Source organism: Chitinophaga parva, from assembly GCF_003071345.1.
In the GTDB taxonomy this organism is placed as follows: Bacteria; Bacteroidota; Bacteroidia; order Chitinophagales; family Chitinophagaceae; genus Chitinophaga; species Chitinophaga parva.
This window is the reverse complement of the sequence record NZ_QCYK01000001.1, coordinates 2,134,574-2,150,485: the sequence shown is the minus strand read 5'-3', so window position 1 is coordinate 2,150,485 and position 15,912 is coordinate 2,134,574. Positions and strand designations below refer to the sequence as shown.

Below are 15,912 nucleotides of genomic sequence, written 5' to 3'. Positions count from 1 at the left end.
TCTATGTCGCAGCAACAAAAGCAAGGCACACATCCCTCCTTTTTTGTTTTAATCTTAGTTTTCTTCTTTTGGGGATTTCTGGCCGCATCCAACAGTATTTTTATTCCGTTCTGTAAATCGCACTTCAACCTCACCCAGCTCCAATCTCAGCTGATCGACTTTGCGTTTTACAGCGCGTACTTTATCGGATCGCTGATCCTGTACTTCCTCTCCGCTGCACGCAAGATCGATATCCTCAACAAGATCGGTTATAAGAAGGGTATTATCTATGGCCTGCTGATCTCTGTTTTCGGGTCTATCTTGATGATCCCGGCTGTAAACAAAGAACGGATCGTTTCCATCCAGGAAACTGCTGCCGACATTACCAGCTTTGTTACTGACCAGCAACTGCAGAGCACTGACCGCACCGTGAAGATCCGCAAGGACAAGCACGATGTGTACCAGGTAGTAGTCCCTTTTGATAAGGATGACACTAAAGAAAAAACTGCGGACAAATATCTCAACGACGTACAATTGCTTGCCCTGGTAAAAGGTGGTGCATTCACCGCTTTCCAGGAAGACAAAGAATACCGCGCTCCGTTTGAACCGGCGAATATCACTCCCATCGTTGCAGAACTGGGCACCGTGCATAACCAGACGGTGACTTTCGGCTACTTTGGCCTCATCCTCGGCGCTCTTTTCATCGTGGCCCTTGGCTTCTCCCTCCAGCAGACCGCTGCCAATCCCTTTGCCGTATTACTCGGTAACCCGGAACAAGGCGCTAACCGTCTGAGCCTGGCCGGCGGTATCAACTCCTTCGGTACCACCATCGGCCCCATCCTGGTAAGCTACCTCCTGTTTGGCGCTAAAGGCGGCAGCGTGGATAATGCCAGCATCAACAGCATCAACACCCTTTACATCCTGCTCATCGTGCTGTTCCTCGTGGCAGCCGGTATTTTTGCCATCACCAAAATGCCAGAAGCCACCGATGCGGACGAGCATTTTGAAAGCTCTCCCAAAGCCAGCCGCAGCCTCACAGTGATCACCGGTATGTTTGTGCTCATCCTGCTGGGCCTCGTGTTCAAGATGGAGCTTATCTGCTTCGTCGTGGGTATCGTTGGTATCATTGGCACCATCCTCTATTCCAAATCTGCAGCGCAATCCGGCGAAGGCTGGGGCGCTATGAAATATCCCCAGCTGGTACTGGGTATGCTTGCCATCTTCATTTACGTGGGGGTGGAAGTATCCATCGCCAGCAATATGGGCGCACTCCTGAAAACACCGGGCTTCCTCACTGCCCAGGGCCTCAAGGAATCTGAACTGGCACCTTTCATCTCCCTGTTCTGGGGTAGCCTGATGATCGGCCGCTGGACCAGCGCCATCAGTGTGTTCAACGTATCGGCCTCCACCCGCAAGGTGCTCTCCGTGATCGTTCCGTTCATCGCTTACGGCGTGGTCCTGGGCGCAAACGTGATCCAGGGTACTGATGTAAGCATGCTGTATCCTTACGCCATCTGCATCGTGATCCAGATCATCGGTTTCCTGGCTGCACAGGACAAACCGGCCAAGACCCTCATGATCTTTGGCATACTTGGTGTAGCTTTTATGCTGGTTGGTATTTGTACTACCGGATATGTTTCTACCTTTGCCTTTGTAAGCGGTGGCCTGTTCTGTTCCGTAATGTGGCCCTGCATCTACGCACTGTCCATCAGTGGTCTGGGCAAGTACACCGGTCAGGCTTCTTCTTTCCTGGTACTGATGATCCTCGGCGGTTCGCTGATCCCACCGGTACAGGGCGGTCTGGCAGATATTCCGGCTATCGGCATCCACCTCTCTTACATTATTCCAGCGTTATGCTTTGCTTACATTGCATTCTTTGCATTCCGCGTAAAATCTATTTTAAAATCTCAGGGTATCGATTATGAGTCAGCAGTTAGCGGTGGGCATTGATATTGGTGGCACCAACACCGTGTTCGGCATTGTAGACCGTCGTGGCAATATCTTGTACGATGGCCGCATGTCTACCAAAGCACATGGTGACATTACTTCCTTTTTAAATGAACTGAAAGAACGCCTCGATGTACTCATCGAAAAAGTAGGTGGTAAAGATAACATCCGTGGTATCGGGGTGGGTGCGCCAAATGGCAACTACTACACCGGCACCATTGATTACGCTCCTAACCTCCGCTGGAAAGGCATTATTCCGCTGGCCAACCTGCTGCAGGACTACTTTGACCTGCCCGCAGTGCTGACCAACGATGCCAACGCAGCTGCCATTGGTGAAATGACCTATGGCGCGGCCCGCGGCATGAAAGATTTCATCACCATTACCCTGGGTACCGGCGTAGGCAGCGGCATTGTGGCCAATGGCCAGCTGATCTACGGCCACGACGGTTTTGCGGGTGAACTGGGCCACTGCATCGTGATCCCCGGTGGTCGCGTGCACGCCGGCACCGGCATGCGCGGCTCCCTGGAAGCATATGCATCCGCCACCGGCGTAGCCCTCACCGCCCTGGAATTCCTGGACCAGCGCCCGGACCAGGAAAGCATCATCCGCCAGACGCCCCGCGACCAGGTAGATTCCAAAGTGGTATTTGAAGCCGCCAGGCAAGGCGATCCCCTGGCAATGGAAGTGTACGAGTACACCGGCATGGTACTGGGCGCCGCCCTGGCTAACTTTGTGATGTTCTCCTCCCCCGAAGCCATCATCCTCTTTGGTGGCCTCACCAAGGCTGGCGACATGATCATGAAGCCCGTGCGTCACCACATGGAGATCAACCTGCTCCCTATTTTCCAGAACAAGGTGAAACTCGTTTTCTCCGAGCTTAAGGAAAGCGATGCCGCCATCCTCGGCGCCAGCGCGCTGGCCTGGGAAATGAAAACAGACCAGAAAGCAGAAGCACACCTCGAGTAGCGGTATGTTATAAAAATAATGGAAGCCCCGCAGTGAATGCTGCGGGGCTTTTTTATTATCCATTCCTGATACTGTTTTCACCCCGCTCCCACCCGCTCAATCCGGCCCTACACTTTTCAGAAAACCTTTTGTAGTTTTATCAGGTTACAACTGCTACATCCGCTTATGCACAACAGAAGAAATTTTTTAAAGCTGGCCACCACCGCGGCCGCCGCATTTTCCTGGAAAAGCGCCGCCCGCGCGGCTTCCGGCGCTGCACCCACTGCTAACAAACCGGTTGTGATCTCTACCTGGGATTTTGGCCTGCCGGCCAATAAAGCCGCCTGGGAAGTACTGGCCGCAAAAGGCCGCGCCCTCGATGCGGTGGAAACCGGCGTAAAAGTGCCCGAAGCAGATCCCAGGATATCCACCGTAGGCTACGGCGGCTTCCCCGACCGCGACGGCCGCGTAACGCTGGACGCCTGCATCATGGATGAACTGGGCAATTGTGGCTCCGTAGCCGCCCTGGAACACGTAACACACGCCATCTCCGTGGCCCGCCTGGTAATGGAAAAAACCCCGCACGTAATGATCGTGGGCGACGGCGCTTTCCAGTTTGCCCAGGCACAGGGTTTCAAAAAGGAAAACCTGTTGACGCCCGAAGCAGAAAAGGCCTGGAAAGAATGGCTCAAAAAATCTGAATACAAACCGGAGATCAATATCGAGAACAGATCGTACAATGGTAACGATGCCACCACCTTCAATCCCCTGCGCCTGCCCGGCAACCAGTATAACCATGACACCATCGGTATGCTGGCCCTGGATGCCCAGGGCAACCTGTCCGGCGCCTGCACCACCAGCGGCATGGCCTTTAAAATGCACGGCCGCGTGGGTGACTCTCCCATCATCGGGGCGGGCCTGTATGTGGACAATGAAGTAGGTGGCGCCACCTCCACCGGCGTGGGCGAAGAGGTGATCCGCATTTGCGGCAGCCACCTGGTGGTAGAGCTCATGCGCCAGGGCTACCCGCCGGAAAAGGCCTGCCAGGAAGCGGTGGAACGCATTGTGAAAAAGAACAAACAACGCGCTTCCCAGCTGCAGGTGGGCTTCCTCGCCCTCAACAAAAAAGGTGAATACGGCGCCTACTGCCTTCAGAAAGGTTTCAGCTACGCAGTATGCACCAGTGCGGATAAGAACGTGCTCCTCGATAGTAAATTCTATTTCAAAGAAAGCTAATGAACATCACCCTGGAAATATGCGCCAACTCCCTGGCATCGGCCATTGCGGCACAGCAGGGCGGCGCACAGCGCGTGGAATTGTGTGATAACCTGCTGGAGGGCGGCACCACGCCCAGCTATGCCACCATTGCGCTGGCGCGGGAGCAGCTGCACATTGACCTCTATCCCATCATCCGGCCCAGGGGCGGGGATTTCCTGTACGATGCGCAGGAGTTTGAGCTGATGAAAAAAGACATCATCCTCTGTAAACAGCTGGGTTGCAATGGCGTGGTGATAGGCCTGCTCACGGCCGATGGCCGCATAGACAAGGAACGGACCAGTGCCCTCGTGGACCTGGCCTGGCCCATGGGCGTTACCTTCCACCGCGCATTTGATATGACGGCCGATCCCGTGCAGGCATTGGAGGATATCATTGAAACCGGCTGCGAGCGCGTGCTCACCAGCGGCCAGCGTAACACCGCCGAGGAAGGCGCCGCACTCCTGGCCCAATTGGTACAGCAGGCGGATGGCCGCATTGCCATCATGGTAGGCGCCGGCGTACGGGCACATAACATTGCAGCACTGGTGAAGAATACCGGTGCCACAGAGTTCCACACCACGGCCAAGGCTTATGTGGAAAGTGGAATGACCTACCGCAATCCCAACGTGAGCATGGGTGGCATTCCCGGTGTGCCGGAATACGGCATTGCCCTCACCCAGGCCAGTGAAGTGAAAAAGATCCGGGAACTGGCCGTACAGGCCCTGCAGGAGCGCAACGCATAACCCGGCGCCACCCTGCGGACTTCCCGGCCCGGCAAAATATTTTTCTACTTATACAGCATTTTTTTACTATTTTTCAACGCATTCATCCACGTTTTATTCGTTACACTGAGGTTGTTTCTATTTCACCATCTGTACTAACAATTAGCACGGAACCTTTTTTTGTTTGACTATGCTGACCTTGCGAACAGGCAGTGCTTAAATCTTACCGAATGAACAAAAACCTTTTGCAACGCCTTTGTTGCATGTTGCTGCTGTGTGTTGGCACGGCCTCTTTTGCCCAGGCACCTAAAGCCGCCAAAGGGCAGATCGCCATTATCCCGCAACCCGTGCAGGTGACCGCAAAGACCGGCTTTTTCCTGCTCACGAAACACACGGTGATCGTTGCCACCAACGAAGCCGACAAAACCACTGCCGCCCTCTTTAACGCATGGCTGGAGCCCCTCACCGGCTACGCCCTGCCCATCCGTGAAAGCGGCGCTTCCAATTCCATCATCCTGGAAACCGGCCATGACACCACTCACCCTGAAGGCTATACGCTCACGGTAGACAGGACCCGCATTAAAGTGCGCGGGAATGATGCCAGCGGCACTTTTTACGGCATACAAAGCCTCATCCAGATGCTGCCCGTGGAGAAAGCCACGGCCATGGAGGTTCCCGCCGCCACCATCGTAGACTATCCCCGCTTTTCCTACCGCGGTATGATGCTGGACGTGGGCCGTCATATGTTCCCGGTAGACTTCATCAAAAAATACATAGACCTGCTGGCCATGCATAAGATGAACACCTTCCACTGGCACCTCACGGACGACCAGGGCTGGCGTATTGAGATCAAGCGCTATCCCCGCCTGCAGGAAGTGGCCAGCCAGCGCAAGGAAACCAGCGTAGGCCATTACCGCGACAACAAATATGATGGCACACCCTACGGCGGCTACTACACGCAGGAGCAGGTAAAAGACGTGGTAAAATATGCGGCAGACCGCCATGTGACCGTGATCCCGGAAATTGAAATGCCCGGCCACGCACAGGCTGCACTGGCGGCCTATCCCTACCTGGGCTGCACCGGTGGCCCGTATGAAGTAGCTACCCACTGGGGCGTACTGCACGATGTGTACTGCGCCGGTAACGACAGCACCTTTACTTTCCTGGAAAATGTACTGGATGAAGTGCTGCCCCTCTTCCCTTCCAAATACGTGCACATTGGTGGCGATGAATGCCCCAAGGACCGCTGGCAGGCCTGCCCCAAATGCCAGGCCCGCATTAAAGCAGAAGGCCTGAAGGACGAACATGCCCTGCAGAGCTACTTTGTACAGCGCATTGAAAAATACCTGAACAGCAAAGGACGCCAGATCATTGGCTGGGATGAGATCCTCGAAGGCGGCCTGGCCCCCAACGCCACGGTGATGAGCTGGAGAGGCATTGAAGGTGGCATTGCCGCAGCCCGCCAGCACCACGATGTGATCATGACGCCCGGCAAATACCTGTACATTGACCACGCCCAGTCTAATGATAAAAACGAGCCCCTGTCTATCGGTGGCTACCTGCCGGTAAGCCAAGTATACAGCTATGATCCCGTGCCCACAGATTCCCTGAAACCGGATGAATACAAATACATCAAAGGTGCACAGGCAAACCTGTGGACAGAGTACGTTGCCAGCACAGACTATGCGGAATACATGGCTTATCCCCGCGCCTGCGCAGCTGCAGAAGTAGGCTGGACGCCCATGAACCGCAAGGACTACAACAACTTCCTGGAACGCCTGAAGGTCCATGTTAAACGCCTGGACCTGAAAGACGTCCACTACGCCAGGCACGTACTGGACTCCACGTCTGTAACGCCGCTGATACAGCACTAGCGCTTTGTATACCACAATAAAGAACGCCTGCCACTAAATGGGCAGGCGTTCTTATTTTATAGCAATTACGAATATGTGCACGGTCATTCTGTACCCGCATGCTGGAAAGCCGTATCCACAGGGTATCCTGCGGTAAGGCCGTTGACCACGGGCCACCGTCATGTGCAGCACATTTCCCGAAATTCAACCATAAAAAAAACCGGCACGTTTACACATGCCGGCCTCAGCCGAAGCTGCTTTTTATTGACTCCTACACCAATAAAAGTCATGGACGCGTTGCCGCGGGATCATCCTGATAAAATATAAAGGGTAGCAAAGATAGAACAACGGGACGTATGAAACACTTCCACAAAAGGGTTTCCTCACGGGTTTTTTGAGCAACCTTTTGAAAGGCATTTTGACCGCCCCACCCACATTTATCTACGCAAAACCGGTCGAAACAGGTTTTGATCCCTTTAAAAATTTCCAATTAAGCGTAGATCATACTTTTAATTAAAATGCTGAATAATAGCAGCTTAGTAATTGGCTTAAGCGAACTCCACCAGTTTTTCTTGCACAAATTTAAAAAGTAGGCCAATCTTTTTAAAAATACATACAAGGTTTGGGGATTTGTTTTAATTTTCCATTTCCATTTTTAAAGCATCAAACAAAACTTACTTATGACTATTCACCACCAGGAAATTGAACTGATCGACAGTTTCGAGCAGATCGCCGTGGAAATACACCCTACTGCAAAAGCGGGTGCCAAGGCCGTAGCCGCCGAAATTGCAGCGCTCATCCGGGAAAAACAAGCCGCTAACCAACGATGCGTATTGGGGTTGGCTACCGGCTCTACCCCTAAATCACTGTACGCAGAGTTGGTACGCCTCCACAAAGAAGAAGGCCTCAGCTTCAAAAACGTGATCACCTTTAACCTGGATGAATATTATCCCATGGAGCCGGACGCCCTGCAGAGCTATCACCGCTTCATGAAGGAACAACTCTTCAACCACATCGACATCCCCGCAGGCCAGTACTTCATCCCGGATGGCACTCAGCCTAAAGACAAAATGAAGGCTTATTGCGAGCAATACGACAAACAGATCGAAGCAGCAGGCGGCATTGACCTGCAGGTGCTGGGCATTGGCAACAATGGCCACATCGGCTTCAACGAGCCGGGTTCTTCCATCGCTTCCCACACCCGCCTGGTGACCCTGGATAACTCCACCCGCCTGGCAAATGGGTACGACTTCTCCAATATGAGCCAGATGCCACGCCTTGCTATCAGCATGGGCATTGGCACTATCATGAAGTCCAAGAAGATCATCCTGCTGGCCTGGGGCTCCCACAAAGCCCGCATCGTGGCCCGCAGCGTGGAAGGTGCCAGCTCCGAATCCGTACCGGCCTCTCTCCTGCAGCAACATCCCAACACCAAGTTTGTGGTAGACGAGCAAGCCGCCGAAGAACTGACCCGCAACAAAGAGCCCTGGCTCACCGGCGACTGTGAATGGACCCCCAAGCTGATCCGCAAAGCCGTAACCAGCCTGGCGTTAAAGCTGAACAAGCCCATTCTCATGCTCACGGATAAAGACTACAATGAGAACGGCCTGAATGACCTGATCGTACAATACGGCTCCGCCTATGAGCTCAATATCATGGAGCTGAACAGCATCCGCGATACCATCACCGGGTGGCCCGGCGGCAAGCCCCACACCCACCTGCCTAACCACCCGGAACGCCCGGAACCGGCCAGCAAGCGGGTACTCATCTTCTCCCCCCACCCGGATGACGACATCATTTCCATGGGTGGCACCTTCATCCGCCTGCACGAACAGGGCCACGATGTGCACGTAGGTTACCAGACCTCCGGCAACATTGCGGTAACGGATGAATTTGTGCTCCGCTTCGTAGACTTTGCCGTAGGTTTTGATACCATGTTTGATGTGGACCGCAGCAAGAGCGCCCAGATCCTGGCAGACGCCAAAGCCTTTATCAGCACCAAAAAGCCCAGCCAGAAAGACACACCCGATATCCGCGCCATCAAAGGCCTGATACGCCGCTGCGAGGCTAAGGCCACCTGCCGCTACGTAGGCATCCCCGAAGAGAATGTACATTTCATGAACCTGCCCTTCTATGAAACCGGCCTGGTGGAAAAGAAGCCCCTGGGCGATGAAGACATCCAGTTAACAGTAGACCTCATACGTAAAATAAAACCGCACCAGATCTACTGCGCCGGCGACCTGGCCGACCCGCATGGCACCCACAAGGTGTGCCTGGATGCAGTGTTTGCCGCCCTCCAGATCCTCAAGCACGAAGCATGGATGAAGGATTGCTGGGTATGGCTGTACAAAGGCGCCTGGCAGGAATGGGACATCCATGAAATTGAAATGGCCGTGCCCATGAGCCCTGACCAGGTAATGCAGAAACGCCTGGGCATCTTCATCCACCAGAGCCAGAAAGACGTGGTACCCTTCCAGGGCTCCGACCTGCGTGAATTCTGGCAGCGTGCAGAAGACCGTAACGCTAACACGGCCGACCTGTACGACCGCCTGGGCCTCCAGAAATATGCCGCCATGGAGGCTTTTGTACGGCACCATTTTTAAAATAGTCAACCGTTAACAGTTAAAGGTTAATTGTGAACCGTTAATCGTAGAGGGTTTAAGGTAAATGCCATTGCCGCAAATTGCCTGTGAACCGCTTCCCGCTATTAACGATCAACAATTAACCTTTTTCCTTTTACAGCCCGGTGCACGGGCTTTTTGTTTTTGGGGTAAAAATTTTGTTGGCCCGGAATGCTTATCTTTAAAGGAATCTTTTATAGCTTAGCCATAACACTATTTTAATTTCAAGGACCGGAAACCTTATCCGCACGCATGATGACACTGGAACGAGCCATGGAAATTGCTGTAGCGGCCCATGCGGGCCAGCAGGACCGGTACGGGGCCCCTTACATCGGCCACGTAATGCGGGTAATGAATATGGGCAAAACAGACGCTGAAAAAATAGTAGGGGTACTGCACGATGTGGTGGAAGATACTCCCTGGACCTTTGAACGCCTGGCGGATGAAGGCCTGGAACCCGCGCTGATAGCCGCTTTAAAAGGCGTCACCAAACTTTCTGACGACGAAGATTACGACCATTTCGTGGAGCGTACCCTGCAGAACCGCCTGTCTTGCTGCGTAAAACTGAATGATCTCACCGATAATATGGACCTGCGCCGTATACCCGAGGTAAGTGAAAAAGACATCAGCCGGCTGAATAAATACCTCAAAGCCTACCGGAAAATTTCCGCCGCCATGAATGAATAACGTTTATTTGCAAAGGCAATACCCACCTCTTACTCCGCCTTATAACAAGCCAGCATAAACTGACTAAACCTAGTGATATGGATGAAGACATCTTAATCGACTTTAAATTCAAACAGGACAAACCCGGCTTCGGCGATCTTTTCCTGATCACCGGTACCGAACACCCGAAGTTCCCGGCTAAAACACGCAACTTTGAACAGCTGGCCCACCTGGGCTTTGAGCAACTGGACGACTTCTTTGGCATCCTGAATGAAGACGAAACCGGAGACGATGTGATCGTTTGGCTGTTTCCCATGGTGCGCGGGGAAGAAGCCCTGCACCAGCCCGGCCCCTTTGACGCCGTACGCCTTTCTTTTGATGCACTGCGCAACGTACCCGGCAAATCCGCGGAAGTGCTGCAGGAATGCTACGACCTGCTCCGCGAGAACTTTGATGTACAGGTGTTCCTGAACGACCAGCCGATTGAAAATTTTGAACCGGTCATCAACAAGATCAATAACATCGTGGAGTACTGGCGCGCAGAAGGCATAGAGCCCGGCTCCGAGGCGGCACTGCTGCTGGAAGATGACGAGGACTGGGATGATGACGATGAAGAACTGGAATACGACGGCGAAGAAGACCGCTGATCGGGTTATACATTTGTAACATATGACCTTACTTATTACTGGCAGAAAGCTCCCCTGTGGAGCTTTTTTGCATTAATAGCACCCGCGCACCGCGGCAGTGGTGGCGGCCTGCGGCCGATGAACGCCTGCAACCGGTTGCAAATCTCCCGCAAAAGATTTTGATGGTATATTTTTAACCCTTAATTTAACAGCACCGCCTTTTACGTCTGCTAACGGTAAAGTATATACGAACATAGGATATAACGTAACAGATACAGCCACGACAGGGATTTCAACTCCGCTAACTCCATTATTGCTACCATTACAACACGTATAACACAGCTCTTTTTCCACGAAAAACCACTTACCAGGCACTACATCGCTTAAAAATGGAACATATGACCCTCCTGCACCGGTTATTATACCTTTTTAAACAATTTGAACTGAAAATAGGGCTTACCAATGAAGGCGTGCCCCGCAGCCCCGTGACCGGCACTGCCCGGCAGCTGGTGCAGGAGCGCTGCTGGACCGGCGCCCTCACCCTGGCCTTTGTGGCCCACAATGCAGAAGAGGCCCTCACGGAAACCCACCTGCAGGGCACCCTCCTCCAGGCCTACAGCAACAACGCCCTTACCCCATCGGAACAAGTGATGGCCAGCATGCTGCTGTCGTGCATGGCCTTATTGTGGCTGGGCGTGGCCCTCCGTGCCCGCCAGCTCACCTATGTGAGCGGCATCAACACCGCGCTGGCAGGCATCCTGCTGTTCAATGCGCTGGTGCCCCACCTCCTGTTGTTCGGCATCCTGCACCACTACACGCCCGGCGTTATTACCGTACTGTTATTTAGCATACCCCTGGGCATTTACCAGCTGGTGCGCCAGCGCCGCCTGGGCATCCTTACACTGCCCCTGTTCATCAAATGCCTTTGGGCAGGCCTGCTAATGGGGCTGGTGAGCATCACCCTGGCGCTCGGGCTCAGCAAGCTGCTGGTATAGATACAGGGCACTGCCGTTAACAACCCGCTCACTTCCTGTTGGGAAAAAAGCAATATATTCAGTGCCATTCTGATCCCAAAACCCGCATGCTACTATGGCATTGGTGAAAGCCAGCAAAACCGCCGCCTATATGGCCCTCTTCCGCGCCATTGAATCTGCGCAGGGCCCCGGCCGGCGATTGTTTAATGATCCGTTTGCCCCCTGCTTCCTGGATGGCTGGCTCAAACTGGGCAGCCACTTTGCCCGCCATGCCTGGAGCCGCCGGTTAGTGCAGTGGTACATTGAAACCCGCTGGCCCGGAGCGCTCACTGCCAACGTAGCCCGCACCCGTTTTATAGACGATACGATTGCCGAGGCCGCGAAAAGTGGCATTAACCAGGTGATCCTCCTCGGCGCCGGGTACGATTGCCGGGCTCACCGCCTGCTGATGCCCACTGTGCAGTTTGTAGAAGTAGACCACCCGGAAACCCAGCAATTCAAACAACTACAGCTGGCCCGCTTTTATGAGCAGGACAGCCGCATGCCACTAAAACCGGTAGATTATGTAGCGGCAGACTTTAACCAGGAGCGCCTGGCCGCCATTGCCCCTGCCCTGCTGCAACGCGCGCATTACAAAACCCTGTTTGTACTGGAAGCAGTTACCAATTATATCACGGATGCCGCCGTGGATGATGTGCTGCACTACATCCAGGGCTTTCCGCCGGGCACACGCGTGGTATTTACATACGTAGATAAACGGGTGATTACAAAGGAGAACAATGGCATGTTTATTGGCACCAGAAAGTTGTTCCGCAAGCTGGCCAGGGACCAGGAGGAATGGACCTTTGGCATACTGCCCGGCGAGTTTGAGACCTATCTGGAAGACCGCAATTTCCATCTCCTGTATGACGGGGGAGCAGATGACTACCGTTATGCCTATTTTGGCAAACAAAAAGCAGCGGCCATGAAAGGTTTTGAGTACTCGCGGATTGCCGTGGCAGAGTTGATGCCTGGCCGGTGAGCACCTGTAACCTTATCAAAAAACCAAGGTCATGGACGTAGAAAAAAACCGGCTGCTGCAAGACCTCGATACCAATACGACCCTCTTTCTCGACATCCTCGATACGATCCCCGACAGGAAACTGCATGCCAGGAATGAGAAGACCGCCTGGAGCATCATGGAAGTGGCAGCGCACATGCTGATGATAGAGGAAACGGTGTGCCGTGCCCTGCAGGGCGAAACACGGCCCCTGGACGGCCGCGAACCGGACGCCAAACTACCCCAGCTGGAAAGCGTGTTCCTGGACCTGCAGACCCGCACCCAATACCGCGCCCCGGAAAACAGCGCGGTTACTTACGCGGATGTGCGTAAATTTGCAACAGACTTCCGGGCCAACCGCGAGGCCATTAAACAGGCCCTGGCAAACAAAGACATCCACCAGGAATTTGCCGGCTACGAGCACCCCCACTTCGGCTTCCTTACCGGCCTGGAATGGCTGCACTACCTGGTAGCGCACACAGAACGACATTTACATCAGATCAACCGGATAGAATCGGTTCTCAACAACCGCCCGGCATAAGGACTTTTCAGCTATGGATCAATCAACTTCCGCAACCAGCACTTACGACCTGCTTATCATTGGCGGCGGCCCAATAGGCCTGGCCACTGCCCTGGCAGCCCAGAAAGCCGGCCTCCGTTACGTGGTGATAGAAAAAGGCACCCTGGTAAACTCCCTCTATAATTATCCCGTGCACATGACCTTCTTTTCCACCTCGGAAAGACTGGAAATAGGCGGTATCCCCTTTGTATCCATCAACCGCCGCCCCACCCGGCTGGAGGCCATGGAATATTACCGCCGCGTGGCCAACTCCCACCAGCTGAATGTACACCTCTTTGAAACGGTGGAAAAAGTACTGCCTAACGGTAATGGCTATACGGTAAAAACAGGCAAAGCAACTTACAACGCCGCCGACGTGGTGATAGCTACGGGTTTCTTTGACATAGAGAACCGCCTGGACATTCCCGGTGAAGACCTGCCCAAAGTGACCCATTACTATAAAGACCCACACTACTACACCATGCAGAACGTGGTGGTGGTAGGGGCCAATAACTCCAGTGTGGACGCGGCTTTGGAGACCTTCCGCAAAGGTGCCAACGTAACCATGGTGATCCGCGGGAACGAAATAGGCAAGCGGGTAAAATACTGGGTACGCCCGGACATGGAGAACCGCATCAAGGAAGGCAGCATCAAGGTGTATTACAATTCGCACCTCACCGCCATCCACGCCCACAGTGTAGACATCCAGACACCGGACGGCCTAGTGACCATCCCTAACGACTACGTGCTGGCTATGACAGGCTACCGCCCGGACCTGCCTTTCCTGGCGGAAACCGGCATTGAAATAGCGCCCACCGCCAATCAATGCCCCACCTACAACCCGGAAACCATGGAAACAAACCTGCCCCACCTCTACCTGGCAGGCGTAGTGTGCGGCGGCCTCGATACCCATGTATGGTTCATCGAAAATTCCCGGGAGCACGCCGATAAGATCGTGGCAAAAATTATGAAGGACAGGGCGAAAGACTAGCCCTTAAATGATATTCACTTCCCGCTCCAGTGTTACACCAAACTTCGTTTGCACGCTTTGCATGATCTTGGAAGAAAGGCGGAACAGCTCATCGCCGGTGGCGTCGCCGTAATTTACCAGCACCAGGGCTTGTTTTTCGTGCACACCGGCGTCGCCCTCGCGGTAGCCTTTCCAGCCACATTGTTCAATAAGCCAGCCGGCCGCCAGTTTAAATTCACCGTGTTCCAGCGGATAAGCCACTATTTCCGGGAAAGTGCTCTTCAACACACGGTATTGCGATTCACTCACCGTGGGGTTCTTAAAGAAGCTACCTGCATTCCCTACCTTTTTAGGATCAGGAAGCTTGGAAGAGCGGATATTGATCACCGCCTGGCTGATGGCCTCAATAGACAGGTCTTTTATGCCCATGTGCTCCAGTTCCGCACTGATGGCGCCATACGTGGTATGGAACACCGGCTTTTTACGCAGCCGGTAGGTCACGGAGAGGATCACAAATTTGTCTTTGAACTGGCGTTTGAAGGCGCTCTCGCGGTAGCCGAACTGGCAGGCCTTTGCATCAAAGCTTACCAGGAATTTGTCTTCAATATGCCAGGCTTCCAGCGATTCAAATACATCTTTGATCTCCACCCCATAAGCACCAATGTTCTGCATAGGGCTGGCGCCTACGTTGCCCGGGATGAGGGACAGGTTTTCCAATCCACCCACGCCCATGGAAATGGTATGTTGCACAAAGCTGTGCCAGTTTTCACCGGCGCCGGCTTTCACATATACAAATTCATCGTCCTCTTTTACAACGCTGATGCCTTTCAGCTCGTTTTTCAGCACTATCCCATCAAAAGGCCGGGTAAGCAGGATGTTGCTGCCGCCGCCCAGGATAAGCCGGGGCTGGCCCTCTGCCCCTGGCCATTGCAGCAGTTCCTGCAGCTGGTCCAGGTGGGCGAACGTACCAAAATAGCGGGCCGTTGTATGAATACCGAAAGTGTTATAGGGTAATAAGGAAACGTTTGTTGACACCTGCATAAATAACTGTAAATAGAATTAATTTGTAGCCTCGTTCAATAGCTAAGATATGCCATTCACTGCAATTGTATTAGGTGGCTCCGGCCTTACCGGGCACCAATTGCTCCTCCAGCTCTGCGATACCGCGGCCTGTACCCACGTGCGCGCATTGGTACGCAAGCCGTTAGGCCCGCAACATCCCAAGCTGGAAACCGTGGTGGTGGACTTCAATAACGATGCGGCTTTCCGGCAGGCCATCCAGGGCGATGTGATCTTCTGCTGCATAGGCACCACCATGGCCAAGGCAAAGACCCAGGCGGTGTACCGCTCCATCGACTTTGATATTCCCGTAAAGGCCGCCCGCTTTGGCGTGGCAAACGGGGTGCACCAGTACCTGCTCATTTCCTCCATTGGTGCGGGCATAGGCCGGGCCTCCTTTTACCAGCGCCTCAAGGGCGAGGTGGAAAGGGCCGTACAGGATGCAGGCCTGGCCAGTGTACAGGTATTCCGTCCTTCCCTCATTATGGGCCAGCGCGGGGAGCGCCGCGTGATGGAAAAGATCTTCCAGGCAGTGTGGCCGGTAGTAAGCCTCTTTTTCTGGGGCCGCGCCAGGAAGTACCGGGGCATCAAAGCCAGCACCATTGCCAGGGCCATGGTACGGGTGGCACAGAAAGCAGCGCCGGGTATTCATGTGTACGAATCGGATGCCATTGAAAAACTGGGGAAGGCTTAA

14 protein-coding genes are annotated in these 15,912 nt (G+C 53.7%); 13 read left to right on the top strand and 1 reads right to left on the bottom strand.

The features are described 5' to 3' along the window. Positions 1 to 3 precede the first annotated feature (3 nt). The 12 genes from DCC81_RS08955 to DCC81_RS08900 all read left to right on the top strand — a co-directional run bounded on the left by DCC81_RS08955 (position 4) and on the right by DCC81_RS08900 (position 14,180). A complete protein-coding gene (locus DCC81_RS08955) occupies positions 4 to 1,929 on the top strand; it encodes an MFS transporter (RefSeq protein WP_205686276.1) in 1,926 nt (641 codons plus the stop codon). After that, on the top strand, positions 1,901 to 2,893 hold the full coding sequence (locus DCC81_RS08950; protein WP_108686195.1) for an ROK family protein: 993 nt from the start codon (positions 1,901 to 1,903) through the stop codon (positions 2,891 to 2,893). Before DCC81_RS08955 ends, DCC81_RS08950 begins: the two co-directional genes overlap by 29 nt. Positions 2,894 to 3,058: 165 nt before the next feature. Then, complete coding sequence (locus DCC81_RS08945; protein WP_108686194.1) at positions 3,059 to 4,108, top strand: N(4)-(beta-N-acetylglucosaminyl)-L-asparaginase; 1,050 nt, start codon at positions 3,059 to 3,061, stop codon at positions 4,106 to 4,108. After that, positions 4,108 to 4,872, top strand: coding sequence for a copper homeostasis protein CutC (locus tag DCC81_RS08940; RefSeq protein ID WP_108686193.1), 765 nt, complete (start codon positions 4,108 to 4,110; stop codon positions 4,870 to 4,872). Before DCC81_RS08945 ends, DCC81_RS08940 begins: the two co-directional genes overlap by 1 nt. Before the next feature lie 209 nt (positions 4,873 to 5,081). Continuing rightward, a complete protein-coding gene (locus DCC81_RS08935; protein WP_165806508.1) occupies positions 5,082 to 6,725 on the top strand; it encodes a beta-N-acetylhexosaminidase in 1,644 nt (547 codons plus the stop codon). A gap of 659 nt (positions 6,726 to 7,384) precedes the next feature. After that, the gene (gene nagB, locus DCC81_RS08930) at positions 7,385 to 9,307 is read left to right on the top strand and encodes a glucosamine-6-phosphate deaminase (protein WP_108686191.1); all 1,923 of its coding nucleotides are present in this window, start codon (positions 7,385 to 7,387) and stop codon (positions 9,305 to 9,307) included. 270 nt (positions 9,308 to 9,577) lie between these two features. Next, a complete protein-coding gene (locus tag DCC81_RS08925; protein WP_240612933.1) occupies positions 9,578 to 10,012 on the top strand; it encodes a phosphohydrolase in 435 nt (144 codons plus the stop codon). A gap of 77 nt (positions 10,013 to 10,089) precedes the next feature. Beyond that, a complete protein-coding gene (locus tag DCC81_RS25545) occupies positions 10,090 to 10,638 on the top strand; it encodes a hypothetical protein (protein ID WP_165806507.1) in 549 nt (182 codons plus the stop codon). A 377-nt stretch (positions 10,639 to 11,015) separates the two neighbouring features. Continuing rightward, positions 11,016 to 11,612, top strand: a complete 597-nt coding sequence (locus DCC81_RS08915) for an HXXEE domain-containing protein (protein ID WP_165806506.1) — start codon at positions 11,016 to 11,018, stop codon at positions 11,610 to 11,612. A gap of 94 nt (positions 11,613 to 11,706) precedes the next feature. Further along, a complete protein-coding gene (locus DCC81_RS08910; protein ID WP_108686187.1) occupies positions 11,707 to 12,612 on the top strand; it encodes a class I SAM-dependent methyltransferase in 906 nt (301 codons plus the stop codon). Positions 12,613 to 12,643: 31 nt separating this feature from the next. Beyond that, positions 12,644 to 13,171, top strand: a complete 528-nt coding sequence (locus DCC81_RS08905; RefSeq protein ID WP_108686186.1) for a DinB family protein — start codon at positions 12,644 to 12,646, stop codon at positions 13,169 to 13,171. A gap of 13 nt (positions 13,172 to 13,184) precedes the next feature. Further along, positions 13,185 to 14,180 carry a YpdA family putative bacillithiol disulfide reductase gene (locus tag DCC81_RS08900; RefSeq protein ID WP_108686185.1) on the top strand — a complete coding sequence of 332 codons (996 nt, stop codon included), beginning with the start codon at positions 13,185 to 13,187 and terminating at the stop codon, positions 14,178 to 14,180. Positions 14,181 to 14,183: 3 nt separating this feature from the next. On the opposite strand, the gene murB is transcribed toward DCC81_RS08900, so the two are convergent. Then, a complete protein-coding gene (gene murB, locus DCC81_RS08895; RefSeq protein WP_108686184.1) occupies positions 14,184 to 15,200 on the bottom strand; it encodes a UDP-N-acetylmuramate dehydrogenase in 1,017 nt (338 codons plus the stop codon). A 49-nt stretch (positions 15,201 to 15,249) separates the two neighbouring features. On the opposite strand from murB, the gene DCC81_RS08890 reads away from it, so the two are divergent. Continuing rightward, positions 15,250 to 15,912: an NAD(P)H-binding protein gene (locus tag DCC81_RS08890; protein ID WP_108686183.1), complete on the top strand. Its 663-nt coding sequence runs from the start codon at positions 15,250 to 15,252 to the stop codon at positions 15,910 to 15,912.

Excerpts from the sequence above, each read along its gene's own strand:
- DCC81_RS08945 (WP_108686194.1), top strand. The coding sequence starts at position 3,059 with ATGCACAACAGAAGAAATTTTTTAAAGCTGGCCACCACCGCGGCCGCC.
- DCC81_RS08925 (WP_240612933.1), top strand. The coding sequence starts at position 9,578 with ATGATGACACTGGAACGAGCCATGGAAATTGCTGTAGCGGCCCATGCG.
- DCC81_RS08900 (WP_108686185.1), top strand. The coding sequence starts at position 13,185 with ATGGATCAATCAACTTCCGCAACCAGCACTTACGACCTGCTTATCATT.
- DCC81_RS08915 (WP_165806506.1), top strand. The coding sequence starts at position 11,016 with ATGACCCTCCTGCACCGGTTATTATACCTTTTTAAACAATTTGAACTG.
- murB (WP_108686184.1), bottom strand. The coding sequence starts at position 15,200 with ATGCAGGTGTCAACAAACGTTTCCTTATTACCCTATAACACTTTCGGT.
- nagB (WP_108686191.1), top strand. The coding sequence starts at position 7,385 with ATGACTATTCACCACCAGGAAATTGAACTGATCGACAGTTTCGAGCAG.
- DCC81_RS08950 (WP_108686195.1), top strand. The coding sequence starts at position 1,901 with ATGAGTCAGCAGTTAGCGGTGGGCATTGATATTGGTGGCACCAACACC.
- DCC81_RS08905 (WP_108686186.1), top strand. The coding sequence starts at position 12,644 with ATGGACGTAGAAAAAAACCGGCTGCTGCAAGACCTCGATACCAATACG.
- DCC81_RS25545 (WP_165806507.1), top strand. The coding sequence starts at position 10,090 with ATGGATGAAGACATCTTAATCGACTTTAAATTCAAACAGGACAAACCC.
- DCC81_RS08910 (WP_108686187.1), top strand. The coding sequence starts at position 11,707 with ATGGCATTGGTGAAAGCCAGCAAAACCGCCGCCTATATGGCCCTCTTC.
- DCC81_RS08935 (WP_165806508.1), top strand. The coding sequence starts at position 5,082 with ATGAACAAAAACCTTTTGCAACGCCTTTGTTGCATGTTGCTGCTGTGT.
- DCC81_RS08940 (WP_108686193.1), top strand. The coding sequence starts at position 4,108 with ATGAACATCACCCTGGAAATATGCGCCAACTCCCTGGCATCGGCCATT.
- DCC81_RS08890 (WP_108686183.1), top strand. The coding sequence starts at position 15,250 with ATGCCATTCACTGCAATTGTATTAGGTGGCTCCGGCCTTACCGGGCAC.
- DCC81_RS08955 (WP_205686276.1), top strand. The coding sequence starts at position 4 with ATGTCGCAGCAACAAAAGCAAGGCACACATCCCTCCTTTTTTGTTTTA.